The sequence below is a fragment of the Veronia nyctiphanis genome (assembly GCF_004116385.1).
GTDB classification, from domain to species: Bacteria; Pseudomonadota; Gammaproteobacteria; order Enterobacterales; family Vibrionaceae; genus Veronia; species Veronia nyctiphanis.
Map to the genome: position 1 here is coordinate 57,106 of NZ_PEIB01000017.1, position 23,730 is coordinate 80,835.

16 protein-coding genes and 6 pseudogenes are annotated in these 23,730 nt (G+C 48.8%); 8 read left to right on the plus strand and 14 right to left on the minus strand.

Features of this window, described 5'->3' with window-relative positions; translation table 11 throughout:
• Nucleotide 1 precedes the first annotated feature (1 nt).
• Nucleotides 2–496, plus strand: a complete 495-nt coding sequence (locus tag CS022_RS14355; RefSeq protein ID WP_129122869.1) for a DUF2489 domain-containing protein — start codon at nucleotides 2–4, stop codon at nucleotides 494–496.
• Between the two features lie 89 nt (nucleotides 497–585).
• The gene (gene hemN / locus CS022_RS14360; RefSeq protein WP_129122870.1) at nucleotides 586–1,959 is read left to right on the plus strand and encodes an oxygen-independent coproporphyrinogen III oxidase; all 1,374 of its coding nucleotides are present in this window, start codon (nucleotides 586–588) and stop codon (nucleotides 1,957–1,959) included.
• A 91-nt stretch (nucleotides 1,960–2,050) separates the two neighbouring features.
• Here hemN and CS022_RS14365 read toward each other — a convergent pair whose 3' ends face one another.
• The 7 genes and pseudogenes from CS022_RS14365 to glnA all read right to left on the minus strand — a co-directional run bounded on the left by CS022_RS14365 (nucleotide 2,051) and on the right by glnA (nucleotide 9,280).
• Nucleotides 2,051–2,839: a class I SAM-dependent methyltransferase gene (locus tag CS022_RS14365; RefSeq protein ID WP_201746289.1), complete on the minus strand. Its 789-nt coding sequence runs from the start codon at nucleotides 2,837–2,839 to the stop codon at nucleotides 2,051–2,053.
• A gap of 14 nt (nucleotides 2,840–2,853) precedes the next feature.
• A complete protein-coding gene (locus CS022_RS14370; protein WP_129122871.1) occupies nucleotides 2,854–3,585 on the minus strand; it encodes an iron-containing redox enzyme family protein in 732 nt (243 codons plus the stop codon).
• Between the two features lie 270 nt (nucleotides 3,586–3,855).
• Nucleotides 3,856–3,978, minus strand: a complete 123-nt coding sequence (locus CS022_RS27355; protein ID WP_268967903.1) for a hypothetical protein — start codon at nucleotides 3,976–3,978, stop codon at nucleotides 3,856–3,858.
• Nucleotides 3,979–3,987: 9 nt separating this feature from the next.
• Nucleotides 3,988–4,991 (minus strand): annotated as a pseudogene (add, locus tag CS022_RS14375) (adenosine deaminase).
• Between the two features lie 106 nt (nucleotides 4,992–5,097).
• Complete coding sequence (glnG, locus tag CS022_RS14380; protein ID WP_129122872.1) at nucleotides 5,098–6,507, minus strand: nitrogen regulation protein NR(I); 1,410 nt, start codon at nucleotides 6,505–6,507, stop codon at nucleotides 5,098–5,100.
• Nucleotides 6,508–6,516: 9 nt separating this feature from the next.
• Nucleotides 6,517–7,556: pseudogene (glnL, locus tag CS022_RS14385) on the minus strand (nitrogen regulation protein NR(II)).
• Nucleotides 7,557–7,871: 315 nt separating this feature from the next.
• A pseudogene (gene glnA / locus CS022_RS14390) lies at nucleotides 7,872–9,280 on the minus strand (glutamate--ammonia ligase).
• Nucleotides 9,281–9,846: 566 nt separating this feature from the next.
• On the opposite strand from glnA, the gene typA reads away from it, so the two are divergent.
• Complete coding sequence (typA, locus tag CS022_RS14395) at nucleotides 9,847–11,676, plus strand: translational GTPase TypA (protein WP_129122873.1); 1,830 nt, start codon at nucleotides 9,847–9,849, stop codon at nucleotides 11,674–11,676.
• Nucleotides 11,677–11,778: 102 nt separating this feature from the next.
• Here the strand turns inward: typA and CS022_RS14400 are convergent, their stop codons facing one another.
• Both CS022_RS14400 and CS022_RS14405 read right to left on the minus strand, forming a co-directional pair.
• A complete protein-coding gene (locus CS022_RS14400) occupies nucleotides 11,779–12,027 on the minus strand; it encodes a GlsB/YeaQ/YmgE family stress response membrane protein (protein WP_129122874.1) in 249 nt (82 codons plus the stop codon).
• A 103-nt stretch (nucleotides 12,028–12,130) separates the two neighbouring features.
• A pseudogene (locus CS022_RS14405) lies at nucleotides 12,131–12,741 on the minus strand (DUF2959 domain-containing protein).
• Nucleotides 12,742–12,815: 74 nt separating this feature from the next.
• Between CS022_RS14405 and CS022_RS14410 the strand changes: the two are divergent.
• From CS022_RS14410 to CS022_RS14420, 3 genes and pseudogenes are all read left to right on the plus strand, one after another.
• Nucleotides 12,816–13,786: pseudogene (locus CS022_RS14410) on the plus strand (virulence factor BrkB family protein).
• On the plus strand, nucleotides 13,758–14,192 hold the full coding sequence (gene dtd, locus CS022_RS14415; protein ID WP_129122875.1) for a D-aminoacyl-tRNA deacylase: 435 nt from the start codon (nucleotides 13,758–13,760) through the stop codon (nucleotides 14,190–14,192). The pseudogene CS022_RS14410 and the gene dtd overlap by 29 nt, the downstream one beginning before the upstream one ends.
• Nucleotides 14,193–14,222: 30 nt before the next feature.
• Nucleotides 14,223–15,169: pseudogene (locus CS022_RS14420) on the plus strand (bifunctional GNAT family N-acetyltransferase/hotdog fold thioesterase).
• On the opposite strand, the gene CS022_RS14425 reads toward CS022_RS14420, so the two are convergent.
• The 5 genes from CS022_RS14425 to hslR all read right to left on the minus strand — a co-directional run bounded on the left by CS022_RS14425 (nucleotide 15,158) and on the right by hslR (nucleotide 20,489).
• On the minus strand, nucleotides 15,158–15,388 hold the full coding sequence (locus tag CS022_RS14425) for a hypothetical protein (RefSeq protein WP_129122876.1): 231 nt from the start codon (nucleotides 15,386–15,388) through the stop codon (nucleotides 15,158–15,160). The pseudogene CS022_RS14420 and the gene CS022_RS14425 sit on opposite strands and share 12 nt — an antisense overlap.
• A 32-nt stretch (nucleotides 15,389–15,420) precedes the next feature.
• Nucleotides 15,421–17,070, minus strand: coding sequence for an AsmA family protein (locus CS022_RS14430; protein ID WP_129122877.1), 1,650 nt, complete (start codon nucleotides 17,068–17,070; stop codon nucleotides 15,421–15,423).
• Nucleotides 17,071–17,227: 157 nt separating this feature from the next.
• Nucleotides 17,228–18,856: a phosphoenolpyruvate carboxykinase (ATP) gene (gene pckA / locus CS022_RS14435; protein WP_129122878.1), complete on the minus strand. Its 1,629-nt coding sequence runs from the start codon at nucleotides 18,854–18,856 to the stop codon at nucleotides 17,228–17,230.
• 327 nt (nucleotides 18,857–19,183) lie between these two features.
• Nucleotides 19,184–20,059 carry an Hsp33 family molecular chaperone HslO gene (gene hslO / locus CS022_RS14440; protein WP_129122879.1) on the minus strand — a complete coding sequence of 292 codons (876 nt, stop codon included), beginning with the start codon at nucleotides 20,057–20,059 and terminating at the stop codon, nucleotides 19,184–19,186.
• Between the two features lie 19 nt (nucleotides 20,060–20,078).
• A complete protein-coding gene (gene hslR / locus CS022_RS14445; protein ID WP_235869520.1) occupies nucleotides 20,079–20,489 on the minus strand; it encodes a ribosome-associated heat shock protein Hsp15 in 411 nt (136 codons plus the stop codon).
• 293 nt (nucleotides 20,490–20,782) lie between these two features.
• Here hslR and gspC point away from each other — a divergent pair, with 293 nt between their 5' ends.
• Together gspC and gspD are read left to right on the plus strand one after the other, a co-directional pair.
• Nucleotides 20,783–21,706, plus strand: coding sequence for a type II secretion system protein GspC (gene gspC, locus CS022_RS14450; protein WP_129122881.1), 924 nt, complete (start codon nucleotides 20,783–20,785; stop codon nucleotides 21,704–21,706).
• Between the two features lie 24 nt (nucleotides 21,707–21,730).
• A complete protein-coding gene (gene gspD / locus CS022_RS14455) occupies nucleotides 21,731–23,725 on the plus strand; it encodes a type II secretion system secretin GspD (RefSeq protein WP_408057247.1) in 1,995 nt (664 codons plus the stop codon).
• The last annotated feature ends 5 nt before the right edge of the window (nucleotides 23,726–23,730 follow it).

A 23,730-nucleotide genomic window follows, 5' to 3' on the forward strand; every position in this document is an offset into this window, starting at 1 on the left:
CTTGGATACATTACGTTTAACGTTGATCTTGGCAGGCGGGGGAATCATCCTCAGTTTGTCAGTGTATGCGGGTTGGCTGCTGTCGAAAGTGAGACTACAGAAGCAGCAACAGCAGGCCCTGATGGAACAGGCAATCACCAAACGGAATGATAAGATCATTGAGAGTGTTGACGTAATTGCGATGGCGACACTGCAAGAGCAGTGTGATTTATCAGAAGCAGCTATTCGTTTATACATGATCATGGATCATCTGCAGGGCGAAAAACGGATTGAGTTTCCCACTCAATATCCGGCTCTGTACGAGTTGTACGACGTGGTAAAAGACATGCCTCGTGGAGACGCAAGAAAGTCACTGCAAAAGCGTGAGCGCATGCGTTTCGACCTCACACGAATGAAAGCTGAGTCCCGCCTACAAGTTGCTATTCACACCGAGCTGGAAGAAATTCTGGCGTTTACCGGTGCCAAAATGATGCCCGTTCGCCCACTGGCGAGCTGAGTCCTTTCGTCACCCGCATCACCGGGTGAGTCTGTTAATGGCAGTGCATCCCAGCCTGCCATTGCATCACACCACAAGCGGAAAGAATGATGTCTAAGCAGCAAATCATTTGGGATCAGGCTTTGATAGAAAAGTATAACTATTCTGGCCCCCGTTATACCTCGTACCCCACTGCGCTTGAGTTTCATGAATGCTTTACTGACGCCGAGTTTGATGCGGCCTGTCAGCAATATCCTGAGCGCCCTCTTTCTCTGTATCTGCACATCCCGTTCTGCCACACGCTGTGTTATTACTGTGGGTGTAACAAGGTGATCACCCGCCATCGTCACAAAGCAGATAAGTATCTTGATGTGCTGGAGATGGAAGTAAGGCAGCGGGCGGCTGCGTTTACTGGCCGTAAAGTGACCCAAATCCATTGGGGTGGCGGAACGCCGACTTTCCTTGAGAAAGCGCAAATATCGCGTTTGATGGGGCTGCTACGCTCGCTGTTTACCATCGATAATACCGCTGAAATCAGCATTGAAATCGACCCGCGCGAAATTGAACTGGATGTACTCAATCATTTGCGTGCAGAAGGGTTCAACCGTCTGAGTATTGGAGTTCAGGACTTTGACAAGAAGGTTCAGCAGGCGGTTAATCGTGAGCAGGATGAGGCATTTATTGGCGACTTGGTTGCCCGTGCGAAAACGCTTGGTTTCAGGTCAACCAACCTTGATTTGATTTATGGTCTTCCTCACCAGAACACAAAAACCTTCGGCGAGACGCTTGCCCGGGTGATTGATATGGAGCCGGGCCGCCTATCGATTTTCAACTACGCACATCTACCGTCTTTGTTTGCCGCTCAGCGGAAAATCAAAGACGAAGACCTGCCGAGCGCGTCAGAAAAGCTCGCAATGCTGGAACAAACTATCCACACATTGACTGATGCGGGTTACCAGTTCATCGGTATGGACCACTTCGCCAAGCCTGATGATGAGCTTGCTGTTGCCCAGCGCGATGGCATTCTGCACCGCAATTTTCAGGGCTACACCACTCAGGGTGACTGTGACTTGTTGGGTATGGGGGTCTCTGCCATCTCAATGATTGGTGACTGTTACGCCCAAAACCAGAAAGAGCTAAAGCACTATTACACGCAGGTGGAAGAAAGGCAGCACGCGCTATGGAAAGGCGTTGGGCTGACTGCCGATGACTTACTGCGCCGTGAAGTGATAAAAGACCTGATTTGTAATTTTTTGCTCGATAAGTCAGCGGTTGAAAGTATGTTTAACCTAACATTTGATGACTACTTCGCCGAAGATATCGCGCTTTTAGCGCCTTTTATCGACGATGAACTGGTTGTCATTGATGACAGTTTTATCCGCGTGACACTGAAAGGCCGTTTGTTGATCCGCAATATTTGTATGTGTTTTGACACCTACTTGCGTGACAGAGCAAGGCAGCTGAAGTTTTCACGGGTGATTTAAACATTTGAACACTGAGTCAGTGAGATAACAGGCAGTCACGATAATGACTGCCTTTTTATTGCTTGTAAGAAGCCTGAGTGGGGCGGTGTTTTTACGTTCGCCGAATATGGACACAAAATCCGCGAGTACTGAAATCGACAAGCTCCGCTGATTTTCTTGGCATCAAACTGACTACCTTGGCGAGATATGCATCCCGCTGTGCGTCGCTAAATGGCAGATCCCGAAGCTCGGATATCCAGCCACCGATGTACTGTGAAAACACCTCGTCCATGGCATCGAAAGGAAAATACTGCTCCCCGCACAGCAATACCTCGAATTGCTCAGCCTGTTCGTCATTAAGGGTAAACAATGCCTTATAAATATCAGCCTCGGTAACCCCAAACGGAATGGTGTGACCACTGAAAAAGGCATCCAGCGCTCGACTTCTGGCGTCACAGAGCACCTGTTGATCAATAGGCAGCAAAAGCAGTAACTCTCCGTCTTTCGCGAGCTTCTCCAGCGCCAGCTCAAATACCGTCCGTATTTCTTGTTGGTTGAGCCATTGCAGACAAAAAAAGGAGCTGATGAAGTGATAACTCTGTGGCAAAACTTCGAGCGCTCTGGCATCCAGACTTTGAAACGTCAGATTTCCTGTCGCTGACAGGTTTGCCTTTTCAATCAGGCTATCCGACAAATCAATGCCAAGGCATTTAGCGTTAGGGTTTTGTTGGCTTAATTGAGACAGCAAGCGCCCGTCACCGCAGCCAATATCCAAGTAGCTTTTGAAGTTTAGCGGCGCTGAACATTGCTGATTCAGCAGAGCCATCGCTGCATCATACTGAACCTGATTTTGAAAACTGTACGCTGAGGTGAAGGCGTTATCTGCATTGGCGACGATCATGGCTTCACTCCTTGTTATGCTGGCTCGGCCTGAGAGAGTTCAGCTTTTAGCGATGAGCGGGTGGTCTCGACGACCTGCTGCCAGAAGTTGACCCAGTGTTCTCCCATACGTTGGTATTCAGCATAAAACTGAGCGGTTTCATCGTCGTCAAAGGTTTTGTAATCGAGAATGCGCAGCACTTCCTCGTAGTGTTCTGGCTCGAGCACTGCATGGAGAGTGAAAAACTCCAAATCATCTTCGGTAAAAATATCCATGGCGCGGAATGCGTTCAGCAGAGGCAAATACACATCGACTGCCGACTTTTCCAAAAACAGCCAAGTCGCCAGTGATTTGGCTTCATTTGAGGTAGTGACACTGAAGTTCTCCCACATCACACCTAAGTAAGCTTTGATGCTCGGAATAATTTCATCGTCAGCTATTGGTAACGCGATACTGATGCCTGCTGCAGCAAAAAATTTCTCAAACAAGGCTGAGTGGGTTTTGTTAGGGTCGCCATTACCCCACTCATCACTGATGGCTTCTGCCATCGGTGCCAATGCGCGTCTATCATGAGCCGGAATTAAAGTGAGTATTTGTGCAAAGGCATGAATTTGCTGCAACGAGAAGTAGTAGTAATTTTTGCAATACACAGACAGTGCTTGTTTTGGGTCGGGCGCTGAGACAAACAGTTGCGTTAATTCGCCAATATGGCGGTTAAACGCGGCTTCATCGTAAAGTGACAGTGCTTTATCCAGACAAATGCTCATTGTGTGCTCCTTTTGTATAGTTAGGGGATGTTCAAACAGCGGAACAGCACTCAACGCTAGCACTCAGAAGATGGGCTTGATGTGACTTTTATCAATTAAATCATTTGGCTGGATTTGATTATTGGTTGGGGTTCGAGCCTTTTCTAACTGTGGGTAAGACAGAATACAAACAGCAGTAAATGGGTGTGAATTAGCGTTAGTTTTTTGATTTTGGGGATGGTAAAGCGAAAAAAAGCCGCAATAAGCGGCTTTTGGGATATGACTTAACGCTCAGCTACCTGAACTGAAAAGGGTAAGGACGATAGCCAACAACGCTGCCAGTAATCCGGGTGTTGATGACACATCCTGACTGGTACTCACAAGCTCACCCGCAACAGAAAGATTTTCCATCATCAGGCCGCTTTATGCTCTGGCTGCTGCTTTTTCTGTCAGTTCGCGCTTCTCGCTGTCTGACAGGTAAGCGATTTTCAGGCCATTTTCCTGCAGCTGGCGGATTTGCTCTGCTGTCAGGCCCGCTTGTGGTGCTGCTACCTCATATTCGTAAGGCAGTTCAATACCAGATACCGCTGGGTCATCAGTGTTCAGCGTTGCCAAAATACCGTGCGACAGGAACTGTTTCACTGGGTGGCTGGCGAGTGACGCAACAGTGCTGGTCTGTGCGTTTGACGTCAGGCAAGATTCGATACCGATGCCTTTCTCAGCCAGAAAATCTATCAGTTTTGGGTCTTCGATGGCTTTCACACCATGACCGATTCGCGTTGCGCCAAGCTCATTGATAGCTTGCCACATGCTCTCTGCACCTGCTGCTTCACCAGCGTGCACGGTAATGTTGAGATCAGCAGCACGGGCTTTGTTAAAGTGTTCGGTAAACTGATGTCCCGGCTGGCCCAGCTCATCGCCTGCCAAATCAATCGCGATCAGATGCTGTTTTTGTGTCAGCAGCGCATCAAGCTCTGTCATGCAGCTTCTGTACCGAACGTGCGGCTCATGATACCGATCAGGTTGGTTTTTACACCAAAATCACGACTACCCGCTTGAACACCATCAACCACTGCTTCAACGACACCAGCAACAGGGAGGTTGTGTTTCATCGCCATGTAATACGGTGAAAAGCGAAGTTCCGCATAATCAATGCGTGCATTGAGTGCATCTTCGACGTTCTCGTAGGCAATACGTCGTGCTGCGTCCAGATCACCCAATACAGCCACACCCCAGTCAAGTTTCGACAGGAAGCCGACCAAGTCAGGTTCATTAGTCATAACCTGAACGTGTGGGCGAAGCGTCTCGATGGTGTCACCGGGCAGCGACATACCAAATTTCTGGCCAAGTTCGAGAATCGTGGAGATACGAATATTGCCATCAAGGTGACGGTGCAAGTCTGTCAATGGCAAGTTCGAGGTGATCATAGCCGTGGTCCTTAGTGCAAATGAAAACCAAGTATAATGACCAATGTGATTTAAGCTAGATAAAAGCACCTCTCCGACGATGAAAAGCCCACCAATGGAAGGACGATCATTCGTGGTGTAATTCTTTGAGCTTCCGTGTCAGGGTATTTCGACCCCAGCCAAGCAGCTTTGCCGCTTCCTGCTTTCGACCCCGGGTATGTTGCAGGGCCTCATCAAGCAAGATGCGCTCAAATTCAGGCAACGCATCTCTGAGCAAGTTTTCGTTGCCGTTGCTGAGGGACTCTTTCGCCCAGCTCGACAGGGCTTGTTGCCAGCTGCCCGCTTCGATCACCGCGCCTGATTTCTCATCACCGTCGAGTAATTCTGGTGGTAGGTCGCTGGGAAGCACTTCTTTTCCACTTGCCATCACCGTCAGCCAGCGACAGGTATTCTCGAGCTGGCGGACGTTTCCGGGCCAGGAAATATCCGCCATGATGTCTTTGGTGTCCTGATGCAGTGTCTTTTCTTCCACACCAAGCTCTTTCGCGGCAAGGTTGAGAAAATGACTCGCCAGTTTAGGGATATCCTGTCTGCGCTCTTTGAGGGCGGGAATATGCACCCGGATGACGTTGAGGCGGTGGAACAAGTCCTCACGAAAATCGCCATCGGTGACGCGTTGTTCGAGGTTTTGGTGGGTAGCCGCGATGATCCTGACATCCACTTTAATTGCCTGATGTCCGCCGACACGATAAAACTGGCCGTCTGCTAACACTCTCAACAGGCGAGTTTGTACATCGAGCGGCATATCACCGATTTCATCAAGAAACAGGGTCCCACCATGGGCCTGTTCAAAGCGCCCCTGACGAATGGTATTCGCACCTGTGAACGCACCTTTTTCGTGACCAAATAGCTCAGATTCAATCAAGTCGCGGGGAATAGCGGCCATATTGAGGGCGATGAAAGCATTTTTCGCCCTTGGGCTGTGTCGATGAAGTGCCTGTGCAACAAGTTCTTTACCTGTGCCTGATTCACCGTTGATGAGCACTGAAATCGATGAGCGTGAAAGCCGGCCAATAGCACGAAACACTTCCTGCATTGCCGGTGCTTCACCAATGATTTCAGGTACAGGCTGGTCAGGTGTATTGGGCTGTCGCTTACGTTTCTGTTCCTGGCTGTGGCTAAGCGCACGCTCGACGAGTGTGACCGCTTCATCTATGTCAAAGGGCTTGGGAAGGTATTCGAACGCGCCTTTTTGGTAGGCGCCGACAGCCGCATCCAAATCGGAGTGGGCGGTCATGATGATCACGGGCAGCTCGGGGTAGTCAGTTTGCAGGTTTTTCAACAGCTCAAAGCCATCGGTACCCGGCATACGGATGTCTGATACCAGCACATCGGGCACACTCCGGTTGAGGTTTTCCAGCACGCTGTCAGCATCTGCGAACGTTTCGCATGCCATCCCTGCGGCTATCAGTGTTCTTTCCAGTACCCAGCGAATTGAACTGTCATCATCCACTACCCAGATTAATCCCTTACTCATAGTTGTCCCCTAACGTCGAATCGGCAGAAAAATGGTGAACGCAGTGTGTCCGGGCCAGCTCATGACATCTATTTTGCTTGATGCTGGTCAATGAGGTTTCGAGTGATCGAAAGCCCAAGCCCTGTTCCTCCGGCACGCCCTGTTACCATGGGATAAAAGAGGGTATCAATCAGTGATGGATTGACGCCCGGGCCATTGTCGATGACCTCTATTTTGGCAACCAGCCTGTGGCGTTTGCCATGTAATAAAACCTGATGTTCGGTACGGGTGCGCAGCAGCACTTCACCGCCGTCATGTTCGGCGAGTATCTGGCAGGCGTTGTTCACTACGTTGAGAATCGCCTGTACCAGCTGATCTTCATCCATCTGAATATCCGGCAGACTCGGATCATAGTCGCGCCTGATAGAGACGTTGTCAGCCATATCCAGTGCCACAAGTTGCCTGACTTTTTCCAATACCACGTGCAAGTTTTGGTGTACTTGCGCCCCCGGCTTTTGCGGGCCGAGCAGCCTGTCGACCAAATTTCGGAGTCTATCGGCTTGTTCAATGATGATGCCCGTATATTCACTGATTTCAGGATCGGGCACCATTTTCTCCATCAGCTGCGCGGCCCCGCGAAGTCCACCCAGTGGGTTCTTGATTTCATGGGCAAGACCCCGCACTAACTCTTTCGCCGCCTGCTGCTGCGCATGCTGCGTGATTTCTTGGCTGATCCTCTGCTGTTGCCCAATGGGTTTGATTTCAAGCATTATGGCTTGCTGGGTTTGCCAGCTTAATGGGCTTGCGCTCAGTTCAACTTTACGTTGATTGCCGTCAATCACCACAGTGACATCACTGTCAGTTAAACCCTGACCACTTTCCAATGTGTCTCGAATGAGGCCAAGCTCGGCGGAGCAGTGTTGCATATGTTCGGGTAAGGGTTTGTCGGCAAGGCGGCGTGCGCTTTGACAAAACAATTGCTCTGCAGCGGGATTGGCATAGATGGCGGTCAGGTTTTCGTCCAGCACCAACACGGCAGTGATTAAGTTATCCAGAATTGTTTCTGTCATTGAAGCCACGGTCCCTTCCTTGTGCACCAAATTAGTGCATTAAGTTTACTCAATGCGGTGTTGTTGTGCAGAGGTTTTGTTCGGTGATGCACTATCTCATTGCTTTTACTGGCTTCTTTGCGCCAACACCAAGATATATCTGCTCACTGATAACAAAAGCAATTAGCTTGCCAGTTTTAGCACCTTGATAGAGCGAAAGTCATTGTATTGAAAGCACTATCTGCGATCACAAGATTTACTTGCGTAGGTAATCGGGCTGAAATAAAAAAGCCCGCAAAATGCGGGCTTTGGAAGTCGTTGGTAAAGCGTCAGAACTTATACAGAGTAGTACAGTTCAAACTCAACTGGGTGAGTTGTCATTTGCAGACGCTCAACGTCCTGAGACTTAAGACCGATGTAAGAATCGATGAAGTCATCAGTGAATACGCCACCTGCAGTCAGGAACTCACGGTCATCGCTCAGTGCTTGCAGAGCTTGCTCCAGTGAAGATGCAACTGTTGGGATTTCCGCTGCTTCTTCTGCTGGCAGGTCATACAAGTCTTTATCCATTGCATCGCCTGGGTGGATCTTGTTCTTGATTCCGTCAAGACCCGCCATCAGCATTGCTGCAAAGCACAGGTATGGGTTAGCAGTTGGATCACCGAAGCGAACTTCGATACGACGTGCTTTCGGGCTTGGTACCACAGGGATACGGATTGAAGCAGAACGGTTACGAGCAGAGTATGCAAGCATAACAGGTGCTTCGAAGCCAGGAACCAGACGCTTGTATGAGTTGGTTGATGCGTTCGCAAAGGCGTTGATTGCACGTGCGTGCTTGATGATACCGCCGATGTAGTGAAGTGCAGTCTCAGACAGGCCGCCGTACTTGTCACCAGCGAACAGGTTTTGACCGTCTTTCGCCAGTGATTGGTGAACGTGCATACCAGAACCATTATCGCCAACAACTGGCTTAGGCATGAAGGTTGCTGTTTTACCAAATGCGTGAGCAACGTTATGAACAACGTACTTGTAGATTTGGATTTCGTCAGCTTTAGACGTCAGCGTGTTGAAACGAGTAGCAATTTCGTTCTGACCAGCAGTGGCTACTTCGTGGTGGTGCGCTTCAACAACCAGACCCATCTCTTCCATGATCAGACACATTGCTGAACGGATATCTTGTGATGAATCAACAGGTGCAACTGGGAAGTAACCGCCTTTAACGCCTGGACGGTGACCTTTGTTACCGCCTTCGTAGTCAGTACCGCTGTTCCAGCTGCTTCTACGTCGTCGATTTTGTAAGACGCGCCAGACATGTCTACAGAGTACTTCACGTCGTCAAACAGGAAGAACTCTGGCTCAGGGCCGATAAGAACGGTGTCTGCAACACCCGTTGAACGCATGTACTCTTCTGCGCGGTGTGCGATAGAGCGTGGGTCGCGGTCATAACCTTGCATAGTTGCAGGCTCAAGGATGTCACAACGGATGTTCAGCGTGCTGTCTTCTGTGAATGGGTCCAGAACAGCTGTAGTCGCGTCAGGCATCAGTACCATGTCTGATTCGTTAATGCCTTTCCATCCTGCGATAGAAGAGCCGTCAAACATTTTGCCTTCTTCGAAGAAGTCAGCGTCGATCTGATGAGAAGGGATCGAGACGTGTTGCTCTTTACCCTTTGTGTCGGTAAAGCGCAGGTCGACAAATTTCACTTCGTGCTCTTGAATGAGAGAGAGTACGTTTTCGGCTGACATGTGAATAAACCTCCGTTGTCAAATGTAGTTACGCGACGTTTACTGCTTGTCACGTGAGTTAAGTGCATTAATGCTAAAAGCGTGCCAAGTTCTAAAAACCAGTCTCCACCTGCGTTTAACCGATTTTGCTTGGTATTGGCGCAAATGAAATGCACTAAACTGGTGCTTGTTACGCACCAAAAAAGTGCAAGCAGTCAGGCGTTGCCTGTTTCGTCGCATCCATTCAGCAGTGGATCGCAATTATTGTCAATGAGAAGGCGATGGCTTTTTGTTTACGAAATGTGTCTATGTGATCGCGATCGCTGCCCAGATTGCGAGTAGAGAGCGCCAGTATGATGTGGATTACAGGCATATCTGTTTGCCATCGGTTTTTCATTATTTGTGTGTAAAATCCGCACCCTTGCGCTTCAAAGCTAAAATAACCATTGACCCGCTTCACATAGTTGGTGGGTTTTGGTCGAAAATCTGTTAAATTACGGCCGTTTTTTTAATCAAGTGGCGGTGGGCATCCGAATAATGGTATTCGGCTGGCCAGCAGCACGACTTTTTTGAGTGAAAGAGTACCCATGTCTACGTTACAGATAGATAAACTGAGAAATATCGCGATTATCGCGCACGTTGATCACGGTAAAACTACCCTGGTCGATAAGCTGCTTCAGCAGTCTGGCACCTTGGAAAGCCGTGGTGAACTTGAAGAACGTGTCATGGACTCGAATGATATCGAGAAAGAGCGTGGCATTACGATTCTGGCAAAGAACACGGCAATTAACTGGAACGACTACCGTATCAACATCGTAGATACTCCGGGACACGCCGACTTCGGTGGTGAGGTTGAGCGTATCATGTCGATGGTTGATTCGGTTCTGCTGATCGTTGACGCTGTAGATGGCCCAATGCCTCAGACTCGCTTCGTCACACAAAAAGCGTTTGCTCACGGTCTAAAGCCAATCGTTGTTATCAACAAAATTGACCGCCCGGGTGCGCGTCCTGACTGGGTGATGGATCAGGTCTTTGACCTGTTTGATAACCTCGGCGCGACTGACGAGCAGCTGGATTTCCAAGTGGTTTACGCATCAGCACTGAATGGCTGGGCAACGCTGGAAGAAGGTGAGACAGGCGAAGATATGGAAGCCCTGTTCCAAGCGATCGTTGATAACGTTGCAGCCCCTTCTGTTGATGTTGAAGGCTCTCTGCAAATGCAGATCTCTCAGCTTGATTACAGCTCTTACGTCGGCGTTATCGGTGTAGGCCGTGTGACGCGTGGTTCTGTTAAGCCTAACCAGCAAGTCAGCATCATTGGCGCTGACGGCAAAACACGTAACGGTAAAGTGGGCACAGTACTGGGCTACTTGGGTCTTGAGCGCCACGAAGTGGACGAAGCGACAGCGGGTGACATCATCGCAATCACCGGTCTTGGTGAGCTTAAAATCTCTGACACCATCTGTGACATCAACAATGTTGAAGCGCTGGAACCACTGAGCGTTGATGAGCCAACCGTGACCATGACCTTCCAGGTAAACACGTCACCGTTTGCAGGTAAAGAAGGTAAATACGTGACCTCGCGTAACATCCTTGAGCGTCTGCAAAAAGAATTGGTTCACAACGTTGCCCTGCGCGTTGAAGAAACCGATGACCCAGACAAGTTCCGCGTATCTGGTCGTGGTGAGCTTCACCTGTCTATTCTGATTGAAAACATGCGTCGTGAAGGCTTCGAGCTGGCTGTATCGCGTCCTGAAGTTATCATCAAAGAAGAAGACGGCCAGAAGATGGAACCGTTTGAGACTGTCACCATTGACGTTCTTGAAGAGCATCAGGGCGGTATCATGGAAAACATCGGTCTGCGCAAAGGTGAGCTGACTGACATGTCACCAGACGGCAAAGGCCGTGTTCGTATGGACTTCATGATGCCATCACGTGGTCTGATTGGTTTCCAGACTGAATTCCTGACACTGACTTCAGGCTCTGGCCTGATGTACCACAGCTTTGACCACTATGGCCCGCACAAAGGCGGTACTATCGGTCAGCGTAACAACGGTGTTCTGATTTCGAACGCAACAGGTAAAGCCCTGACCTACGCACTGTTTAATCTTCAGGAGCGTGGCCGTCTGTTCTCTGAGCATGCGGACGAAGTCTATGAAGGTCAGGTTATCGGTATTCACAACCGCTCTAACGATTTGACAGTAAACTGCCTGAAAGGTAAGCAGCTGACCAACGTTCGTGCATCGGGTACTGATGAAGCGCAGGTACTGACGCCAGCAATCAAATACACGCTGGAGCAGGCACTTGAGTTTATCGATGACGATGAGCTGGTAGAAGTGACGCCGGAAAGCATCCGTATTCGTAAGAAACTGCTGACTGAGACGGATCGTAAGCGTGCAAGCCGTGGCGCAAAATAATCTCCGATTATTTCAGTGAGAAACGTCAGATAGAAAAGCCTCCGCTTAGGAGGCTTTTTTTGTGTCTGCGACATGATGTGATTGAAAGAGCGTGACAGAGCACTAGCTAAAATGTCGCGCATAAATGGCAAGAGGAATGCTTGCGCCTGCAGAGGCCAGCGCGACGCCGATAAACGTGACTTCTTTGGGGCTAATAAAGCCCAGTAGTGATGCAACCCAGCAAATGGCGGTTGCCCCACCAATGCCCAACAATGCAGTGACAAAAAGACCGCCATGTCTTTCGCGTTTGAACAGTAACCGGGCAATAACCCCCGCCAACAGGCCTAAAAGTAGCCATGACACCAACCCCATCTCTCCGCTCCTGGCTGCGAAACAAGCGTTTCAACAGCCAACAAACTAGTTGATGTCTCATCCTCACATTGGCTTAAAGCTGCGATTTTATCCTAACTGCGACTCATTGCTTGAGCGTCGCAAGGAAACGTTCTGACTCTGCAATGGCTGATTTCATGTCTTTTATGGCCACAGAAATATCTTGCTTTAAGCCAGAAAACTCCTGTTTCAACGAGCCAATCGCCGCTGCGTTCAAGTTATGTTTCAGATACAGGGTATTGTCTCTGAGTGTATCCAGCACTGGCGCCATCTTATTCTCTGCTTTTCTCATCGCACTCACCATTTGCTGGTAGCTGCGACGGGTTTTGAGCAACTTCGCCTGACTGTCACGACGCAGACGTGGGCTGGAGTACAAGTCTAATTCTTCTTCCCACTCAGTAAACAGCGCGTCTGATACGTCCTCAACAGACTGAATTCTGCTGCGCACTTGCTCTGCGGCATCTTCACTTGCTTCATACTTGTCATTCAGGGTCTTGTAAACTTGCTCAAGCTCACCACCATCAAACTGTGTCAATGCACTGAATGAGCTCAATGCATCGGTAAAGGTTTCCTGCGCATCCTGCTGCGCGGCTGAAGCATTTTCTACCCTCTCTGCCATAATATCGCGTTTGTGGATCCCCACTTTTTCGAGGGTTGAATAATAGCCGACTGGCAGCCAGCAAGGGCCAATAACATCAGCCAATGGCTAATTTGCGCACAGTAATCTCCTTGGCGTTTTGGTGTATGATAGTTTTTCGGTTTATGAACTTATGATAGGCGTCGTGAAACAACATCGAGAAGCGTTACATAATTGGCTGAAAATAGCACTGGCCTTTGGCCATCATTTACGCCTGCGTCTCAGCCATGACAGGTTGACTGTCAGTGCAGGTTATATGGCCTATGTCACTCTGTTATCACTGGTTCCACTGCTTACCGTCGTGTTATCTGCATTTTCTGCGTTTCCCGGTTTTGATGGTGTGGCTGAATCAGTGCAGAGGTTTGTGCTGCAAAACTTCGTTCCTGCCTCAGGGGAAACGCTTGAGAAATACCTCAATGAGTTTGTCGCTAATGCCGGGAAAATGACCGCTATTGGTGTTGCATTTTTGTTTGTCGTTGCCTTGATGTTGATCTCTGCGATTGATAAGAGTCTGAATTATATATGGCGAGTGAAACAAAAACGGCCACTTGTGGTATCGTTTTCTATCTACTGGATGGTCCTTACTCTAGGCCCGATTCTAGTAGGTACCAGCATTGCGGTCAGTTCTTACATCACATCGCTGGTGGTGTTTGAAAATGGGGTGGCCGACCAGCTGGTACCGAGCCTGCTCAGGTTACTGCCGTTTTTGCTTACCACGCTGGCGTTCCTTGGGCTTTATACACTCGTCCTAACCGGGAAGTCAGGCTAAAGCATGCATTGATTGGTGCGATGACGGGCAGTGTGTTGTTTGAGTTGAGTAAGAAAGGTTTCGCATTATATCTGGCGAATTTTCCGTCTTATCAGCTTATCTATGGTGCATTAGCCGTGATCCCTATTTTGTTCTTTTGGGTTTACATCAGCTGGTGCATCGTATTGCTTGGCGCAGAAATGACCGCCGCGTTGGGAGAAGCCAAATCATGGCTGCCTTCGCGAAAGAAAGGCGGTTCATCAGACGACAGTGGCGCAACAGCCTCATCCGAAAAAATCACTGAACTGAATGCAGGAGTGAAAGTGAATGATTGCGCTGATACAGCGGGTAAGTGACGCGCGCGTTGTTGTCGATGGTGAAACGATAGGTGCTATCGACAAGGGTTTGTTGATATTGCTTGGCGTTGAAAAAGGTGATGACGATAAAAAAGCACACCGACTCCATGAAAAAGTGCTCGGATATCGGGTATTTGAAGATGAAAATGGAAAAATGAACCTGAATGTGAAGCAGGCGCGGGGAGATGTGCTTGTTGTTTCTCAGTTTACCCTTGCTGCAGACACCAAAAAAGGGATGCGCCCGAGCTTTTCCGGTGCGGCACCGGATGAGGCGAATCGTCTGTATGAGGTGTTCAATAGCCACTGCCGTGAAGCGGGGGTACGCACGGAAACAGGGCGCTTTGCAGCCGACATGAAAGTCAGCCTGACCAATGATGGCCCGGTGACATTCTGGCTTCAGGTTTAAAGGATTAATGACACCAGGAGAGTGACAATTATGTTCCGACTGTTAACACCAACGAGTGAACAACAGCTGTCTGATTACTACCAGTTTCGCTGGAAGATGTTGCGAGAGCCGTGGCGTCAGCTCCGGGCTCTGAACGTGATGCTTACGATGTCAGTGCTTGTCACCGAATGATTGTTGACAGCAAGGGCGAGCCTGTTGCTGTCGGTCGCTTGTATCTGACGCCTGAGAACGACGGCCAAATCCGTTTCATGGCGGTTGCGCCTGAATTCAGGAGCCGCGGTCTTGGTGCATTGTTGTTGATGGCACTCGAATCACTGGCTAAACAGGAAGGCGCTCAGCGTTTAGTTTGTAATGCGCGAGAGGATGCGATCGGTTTTTACAACCAACACGGCTTTTGCAGTCAGGGGGAGTTGAGCGAAGAGCGAGGTCCTGTGCGTCACCAACAGATGTTGAAGACCCTAGACCCCCTGTCAGATGTTGTTCGCCGCCCGGAGTGGTGTGCTGAGCTGCAAGAGCGCTGGGAAAGCCAAATTCCCATCAGTGACAAAATGGGCATCCGTATTGGGCAATTCACAGGGTATCGATTTGAAGTGACTGCGCTGCTCAATGCTAACCTTAATCCGCATCAGAGTATGTTCGCCGGCAGTATTTTCAGTATGGCGACCCTGACAGGCTGGGGAATGGTGTGGCTGTTGATGAAAGAGCGTCGCCTTGAGGCTGATATCGTGCTCGCTGACAGCCATATCCGCTATCAAGCACCAGTGACGGATAAACCGCGTGCAGTGGTATCACTCGACAGTCTCAGTGGCGATCTGGACCGTCTGGCATCCGGCCGCAAGGCGAGGGTGAAACTCGAAGTGACTATCTTGAGTGATGAAACCCCGGTCGGGACATTTACCGGTACTTTTGTGCTGGTGCCTAACAACAAAAGTACCGATTCAATTGAAGAGAATGAACAGGAAGAATTAGTTTCCTGATGCCGCTTTAACTGGGGCGTCGCTGACCCGCACGCCCCCTTCCTGACTGACTAAGTCCCACTTCCCTCTCACGCGATAATTGCCCGGTGTATTGGTCGAGACCGTTACTGACTTCATGCTGATCCTGCCTCTGTCAGCAACCAGCTTAACAGGAGTCACTGAAATCGCCATTGGCGTGGCAGGTACATCGGCGTTCTCATCTGTTAACAGGGCTTGCAACGACTGCTCAAGCGAACCATTATCGGTTACCTCTAGTGCGCTATCATGAAGATCGGCATCGACTGTGCCGTCGAGACTGAAACTGAAGCTCGTCCAGTCTGTCGCGAGGCTGAGAGTGACAGCGAGAGATCGTGCTGTCCGCTCAGAGGTAAATCCAGCCCCGCCCAACGTTGATAAATATTGGTCGGAATACCCAAGCCCTCGGCTTTAAACTGCCACTTCTGGCTCGGACTTTTGAGGTCAATTTCGCCTTCTGCAGTACCCTGTCCGTCTTTAAATGACAATGTTGCACGATCAAGCTGCCAGAGCCCTTCTGTTGAACGCATTTTGAAAAACGGTGTCATCAGTGCAATACGGTTGATGTTAGCTAGTGCAGCGTCTGCAGTGAGCTCTCCTTGCCACATTTGGGTCTGCCCGTTGTGCTTGAGAGTGAGATCGGAGCCTCTCGCGTTCACCGCTTCAATAAACACAGGGAAGTTATCATCGTAAACGGCCAGCCCCATGTGTTTGAGGGTCAGCTGACCCACTTTGACTGAATTAAGCGCATTCCACCAAGTTTGGAGGCGTGCAGCTTCTTCGGGCTCGAAAGTCAGGTTAACACCACTTATCAGCAGGTTGTCCAGAGACAGAGCGTCAGTGGATGCTTGCCCAGAGAGGCGGACAAATCCATCTTGGAAACGGGCGGACAGGCCTGAAATTTTCACCTTATCCGGGCTGATTGTGAGATCGACAATCGCATCTGCCATCACATAATCACCTGTTCGCATCAATGCGGCGTTGAACGAAACCTTGGTACCCGCGTCGGGTAGCCAGTCAACCTGACCGTTTTCATACGCAAAGTTATGTGCGGAAAGGTTGATGTGCTCCAACCCCCAATCAGTGAGATCTGCGCTGAGGTCAAGGATGTCGAGACGTTCAACTTGAATGCGGTGCGCTTTGGCAAAGTCTTGAATGTTGTTGAGTAATGCTTGGGTATTTTTCTCTGACTGAAGCCTGCCATTATTGACGGTCAGTTGGCTGATGGTGAGTGTGTCGTCTGGTGTCCAAACGGCGCGGCTCGAAATCGATGCATTTTCGAGCTCAAAGGAAAGACCGTCGATATACCAGTCTCTATCTTCCCGATAGCTGTTGACCAATAAATCGGAAACGGTTTGTTTGTGCCAGACGGCTTTGGGCGCTTCCAACTGAAAACTACCAAGTACATCCGGTCGACCATTACCGTCAACATGCCAGTCACTGGCTTGTACTTTTGCATCAGTCAGAGAAAGTGTATCGCTGCGATAAGTGAGGTTTTCAATGGCAAAAACACCGATTTTGAGCCCTTCAGGGAAGGTTACTGGTAAGGTCTTTTCAATGGTTGTGCCACTGACCGTCAGGTTTTTTAACTCAAGCGGACCTGTAATGAGAGAGCTGGGGTCGAGTGTGGCTGAGAGAAACTTGGCATCGACCAGCGGCTCTGATTTGTTCCGAACTTCTAAATCAGAAAGCGTCACCGTCCATGGCTTTTGCATCGAATAGCCCATCTCTTTCGCTTCGAGACGATACGGGGTCAGCCACGTCAGATAGAGCTGAAACATTGGCAGACCTGCCTGGGTATGAAGAATGGCTAATACCGAGCCCGCCAATAACAAAGCAATAACCACCAAAATGGTTATGAATTTCAAAAAAAAGCGAATCGCCACTCAGTTTTCTCCGCGAAGAATGAAGATATTTCGTCCATGATGAGTTCAGGTTGGCGCAAAAAAGTTCGCTATTCAACCTTGATAGGGGGCGCACGTGAAGAGGTTAATAAAATAAAAGCCCCGACAGTGCGGGGCTTTCATCAAAGTTGCAGAAAACTTAAAGTTGCGGTCCAGCTTTGACCAAGGCTTCACCTTCGGCAGTATCTGTGTACTTGTCGAAGTTTTTAATGAAGCGGGCTGCTAAGTCCGTTGCTTTTTGTTCCCAGTCGGCACTGTTTTCGTAAGTGTCTCTCGGGTCCAGAATATCTGGATTTACACCGGGCAGCGACGTCGGAACTGACAAATTAAAGATTGGAATATCTTTCGTTTCAGCTTCGTCAATTGAGCCGTCCAAAATTGCGTCGATAATGCCACGAGTATCTTTGATAGAAATTCGCTTACCTGAACCGTTCCAGCCCGTGTTTACCAGATAGGCCTCAGCGTTTGCATCTTCCATACGTTTCACCAGCACTTCTGCATATTGCGTTGGGTGAAGTGTCAGGAAAGCGTTACCGAAACATGCCGAGAAAGTCGGTGTCGGCTCGGTGATCCCGCGCTCAGTACCTGCCAATTTTGCTGTAAAGCCAGACAGGAAGTGATACTTGGTCTGTTCTGGTGTGAGCTTAGAAACAGGTGGTAGTACGCCGAAGGCATCAGCAGACAGGAAGATAACTTTGTTGGCGTGACCGCCTTTTGAAACGGGTTTGACGATATTATCGATGTGATAGAGAGGGTATGAGACACGGGTATTTTCGGTTTTCGAACCGTCGTCGAAATCAATCGAACCATCATCTCTTACTGATACATTCTCCAGCAGGGCATCGCGGCGAATCGCGTTGTAGATATCAGGCTCAGCTTCTTTGGAGAGGTTGATGGTTTTCGCGTAACAACCGCCCTCAAAGTTGAAGATGCCGTCATCGTCCCAGCCATGCTCATCATCACCAATGAGTTCACGTTTCGGGTCGGTAGAGAGTGTTGTTTTTCCCGTACCAGACAGGCCGAAAAATACCGCAACATCGCCTTTTTCACCGACGTTGGCAGAGCAGTGCATTGAAGCTATACCTTTGAGAGGAAGGAAATAGTTCATCATTGCGAACATCCCTTTCTTCATTTCACCGCCGTACCATGTGCCGCCGATAAGCTGCATTCTCTCGGTCAGGTTGAAGACAGTAAAGTTTTCTGAATTCAGTCCCTGCTCTTGCCAGTTTTTGTTTACACATTTTGCACCGTTGATTACCACGAAATCAGGTTCAAACGTTGCTAATTCTTCTTCTGTTGGCCTGATAAACATGTTCTTCACAAAGTGAGCCTGCCAAGCAACCTCTGTGATCACTCGGATACACAGGCGGGTATCTGGGTTTGCACCACAATACCCATCGACAACAAAAACACGTTTATTGGAAAGTTGTTCGCAAACCTGACTTTTTAGGTCATCCCAGATCTCTTTGGAAATGGGTTTATTATCGTTGATACCTTGATCGGACCACCAAAGTGTATCTCTGGTTGTATCGTCACGGACAATATATTTGTCCTTTGGAGAACGTCCGGTAAAGATGCCTGTATCAACGGCAACCGCACCGAGCTCAGTTACTACGCCTTTTTCATAGCCTTCGAGGCTTGAGTTTGTTTCTTCGGTAAAGAGTTGTTCGTACGAAGGGTTACGAATGATTTCTTTAACCTCATTAAGACCGTGGCGTGACAGATCAATCTGTTCTGCAACCTTGTGTTCGACGTTCGAAACGGTCATAGGTGCTCCTTGGGTAAGATGTTATATTTTATCGTCCTTGCTAAAACTTTAGGCCAAATTACAGTGTAGGGTGTGACAGGCCCAAAAAGAGCAATTAATGTTTACAAGCTGCGAATCGAGACAACCATCCCTTCTAGCCGCCCGCGCCCATATAGTAACGTCATGCTGCCTGTCTTCGCTACCCATAAACGGTTATTTATTAAACGAAATTATCTATCCAAAATTCCTATTTATCGTCGTTAAAATTGTGCGTTTAAGCACAAAAAAAGCCGCCTTTTTAGGCGGCTTGTGACGTATTTGCGCTGAGTTAATTATTTTCGCGAAAAATCAATGAAGTTGATCTGGCGCGGAAGAGGTTTGATCAAAAATTGCTGCAATATCAATACTATCAAAGTTATAGTCTGTGCCGCAGTAGTCACAGTGAAGACTCACTACGCCCATTTCAGCGACCATTTTCTCCACTTCTTTACGCTCAATAGCAGCGATTGCTGATGCACTTCGTTCGCGCGAACAACTGCAACGAAATTGTACCTGTTGCGGCGCATACAATTTCACTTTCTCTTGGTGATATAGGCGATACAGTACGTCTTCTGCCTCAAGTTTGAATAACTCTTCATTTTTGACGGTTTCAGTCAGTTGAGTCAGGTGATCAAAATCACCCTCTTCACCTTGCCCATCAGGCATCACTTGCAAAAGCATACCTGCTGCTTTTTCTTCGCCACTCTCTACGCCACTGCGAAGCCACAAACGTGTCTGGAGCTGCTCAGAGCGCGCAAAATAGTCTTCAATACACGCTTCTAGGGTTTCACCCTCTAAACCGACAATTCCCTGATAGCGCTCACCCTCATTTGGCTCAATCGTAATGATGATTTGGCCTTTACCTACCAGTTCTTTGAGCGTGTTGGGTAATTCGATCTCTTCTTTCCAACGCGCAGTACCACGCAGTATCTGTTCGTGTGTGCCGTTGACGACAGCCAAAGACAATGGACCATCGCCTTGTATCTGCACAGCAATATTACCCTCAAATTTTAGGGTAGCGGTCAGCAGGCTGGTTGCTGCCAGCATTTGACCCAGTAGATGTTTGATAGGTTCTGGGTATTGTTTTGTCTCAACCATCTTCTGAAAAGTATCAGAAAGCTGTACCAGCTCTCCGCGAACCGACACGCCATCAAATACATAGCGGTGCAAGGTGTCTTGGCTCATAGAAACGTGCTCTCCAACGTTAATCGTTAGTTTGTCTGAATTTAATGATATCTCGGCGCTGTTTTTTGTCAGGCCGACGATCTGGGCTCGGGTTGTGAGCGTGTAGCTTACGCGCAAGACTGTTTTGCTCGCGCTTTTGAACGCTCTCTGTGGTTTCGGTATACAAAAGTTGCGCTTCAGGTGCGCCACGCCGCTGTTCACTAAGTGCGTCAACGATGATTGCTTTCTCTTCATGGCCCTGTCGAATTTTTATCTCAGCGCCAACTTCTACAAACTTGCTTGCTTTCGAGCGTTGTCCGTTGTAGTGAACTTTGCCACCGTCAATCATGTTTTTCGCCAATGAACGCGTCTTGTAAAAACGGGCTGCCCATAGCCATTTATCAAGCCTTACTTGCTTGTCATTTTCACTTTCGTGTTGCCTTGTACGCAATTTTTCCAAACCCATTTCCAACCAAGGAGTAAACTTACCATAAGATTAGTTTTTGATCAGCATCACACTGACGGTGTCGATATGTGGTCGAGGTGGGCACCTTTCAAGACCAGTTTGCAGAGTGACAGGCAAAAACTAACCGTAAAGTGTGAGTGATATGTTAAAAGTGATAAATTACTCAGGTCGAAAAAACAGTATTCTTTGGTACCTTGAATGCACAAAGCATTATCCCGTAATGTGTTGAAGCAATAATATATTGGTCCTGACTCAAGAATTAATTCGGATGCATAAAGATGTTGGCTGCAAAAGGTAGCAACTTCTTCTCGGAAGTTGACAACAAAGTAAACGAAAAAGCAGTAAAGAAACTTGCTTCGCTTGTTACCTTGATCCTGTTGATTGTTTTCGCATGGATCCTCGGTCGAATTGTTTGGCAATTCTGGCAACCCCAGTCTGAGGCCTTTGTCGCTGCGCCTGCCTCTGTATCCGTGAATGTTCAACCCGCCGATGAAAGTTACCGCCTGCGTGACATTTTGGAGCAGAACTTGTTTGGTCGTTACAGCCAGCAAGCGTCCAAGCCCGTCGTCAAACCGGTCAATACAAACGCACCAAAAACGAAATTAAACCTGAAGCTTGTCGGTGTGTCTTCGAGTAGCGAAGAAGCATCTGGTTTGGCGATCATCGCTAATCGTGGCGCCCAGGCTGTGTATGGCATTGGTGAAGCAATTCAGGGGACCAGAGCAACGCTTCGCCGTGTTTTTCCTGACAGGGTAATAATTAGAAATAACGGTCGTGATGAACTTCTGTTCTTGGATGGCGTTGATGATAAACAAGCCTCAAGATCCCAGAGAACGGCTGCGAGAACTGCTCCTTCACGACAGAGTTCAAAAGCGACTTCAGCTTCCCGCAGCGAGGTCGATGTATCTTCTATACGCGCCGAAATTTTGAGCAATCCACAAGCGCTGCTAAAACATATCTCGCTCTCTCAAGCACAGGATGAGACGGGCCTTTTAGGCTATCGAGTGGGGCCGGGCAGCGACAGGCGACTTTTTGATTCCTCCGGTTTGGAGGAGGGGGACATTGCTACCGAGATTAATGGCAATGACCTGCGAAATCCGGCTGAAGTCGGACAAATTTGGCAAAGTCTCGCAGACAGTTCAGAAATCAGTATTACGGTGTTAAGAGATGGCCAACAGCATGTTGTCTACATCAGCTTATAATTCACTGGAAAGTTGGAGAGAAGAGTGAATAACTGGATGAAACCAAGTGCCTTGCTTCTTGCAGGTGCGTTAGCTTTCCAAAGTACCACGGCATGGGCAGGAGAATTCTCTGCAAGCTTCAAAGGTACAGACATACAAGAGTTCATTGAGATTGTCGGACGCAATCTTGAAAAAACGATCATTGTTGACCCCGCAGTACGTGGGAAAATCAACGTGCGCAGTTTTGATACCTTCAATGACGAGCAATACTACGGATTCTTTCTCAGTGTTCTAGAAACCTATGGTTTTGCTGTTGTCGAAATGGAAAGTGGATTGCTGAAAGTTGTCAGAGACAAAGATGCCAAGCAATCAGCTGTGCCTGTTGCAACCGATGCTTCTTACTCGGGCGATGAGGTCGTCACGCGTATTGTTGCCGTTAAAAATGTTTCGGTACGTGAATTGTCCCCGCTTCTGCGCCAGCTGATTGATAATGCGGGTGCAGGTAATGTTGTTCACTATGAAGCAGCCAACGTTATGATGATCACGGGCCGTGCAGCTGTGGTTAATCGTCTCGCTCGAATAATCGAAGTCGTAGACAGAGCGGGTAACAAAGAAGTTGAAGTTGTTCCTCTCAAACACGCATCGGCATCAGAAATGGTGCGTATCCTCGACAGCCTCAAGAAAAGCGGTAACGAAAAGAGCACACCACCACTTTTGCAGCCCCAATATGTTGCTGATGAGCGAACCAACTCGGTACTGATTTCCGGTGAACCGAAAGTACGTGCGCGCTCTAAAAAGCTGATTTCGCAGCTCGATAGAGAAATGGCCACGATCGGTAACAACCGCGTAATTTATCTTCGATATGCCAAAGCCGAAGACATTGTAGAGGTCTTGCAAGGTGTTTCCGAAAACTTGGTTGCTGAAAAGCAAGGTGGCGCGAAGGCCCCTGTACAAAAATCGGAAGTGAAGATCTCATCGCACAAGGGCACTAACGCACTGGTTATCACCGCGCCGCCAGACATTCTCCGTGCTCTAGAAAACGTAATTTCTCAGCTTGATATTCGTCGGGCACAAGTCCTTATCGAAGCCATGATTGTTGAAATATCTGACAACAATGGTGTGAATCTTGGCGTACAGTGGGGCTCGCTCGAGGGCGGCGGCATTCAGTTCGGTAATACGGGTGCGACAGTCACGAACTTCATTGGCGCGAAAGAAGCAGCAGAGCCTGTCACGAAAAGCCAGGTCGTCGATGGTAAGCTCGTGACCATCACCGAAGACGGCGACAGAAGTGCTTTGGCTAAGTTGTTGGGTGGTATTAATGGCCTTGTTACCGCGGCGACGTTTGGTGATTGGAACGCGCTCGTCACTGCTGTGGCTTCTGATAACGAATCAAACATTTTGTCGTCACCGAACCTTACCGTGCTGGATAACGAAGAAGCGTCATTCATCGTCGGTGAGGAAGTCCCTGTTATCACCGGGTCTCAGACGGGCTCGAACAATGACAACCCATTCCAGACTGTTGAGCGTAAAGATGTCGGTATCAAACTGACCATTACGCCTCAAATCAACGAAGGTAATTCCATTCAGCTCAAAATCAACCAGGAAATTTCGAATGTCATTGGCGCCAGTGGCGCGGTGGACATCCGTTTTGGTAAGCGCCAGTTGACAACATCTGTTCAGGCGAACGACGGTGAGATGCTTGTACTCAGCGGTTTGATTGATGAGCGTACGGCGGAAAGTGAGCAAAAAGTGCCGCTGCTAGGTGATATTCCGCTTCTCGGCCATCTGTTCAAATCGACCAAATCTACCCGGGAAAAACGCAACCTGATGTTGTTTATCAAACCAACAATTCTTCGTGATGGCCTGAGTGCCGATGGTATTACACAGCGTAAGTACAACTACATCCGTGCTGAACAAATTTTAAGAGCGCAAGACGATATCAGTCTGATGCCAGGAGAGAAAACACCTGTGTTACCTTCTTTCGGTAGCAACAGGACGTTGCCTGCAGAAATCAGAGCGATCTTGGATGAGCTGAGGTAGTGTCC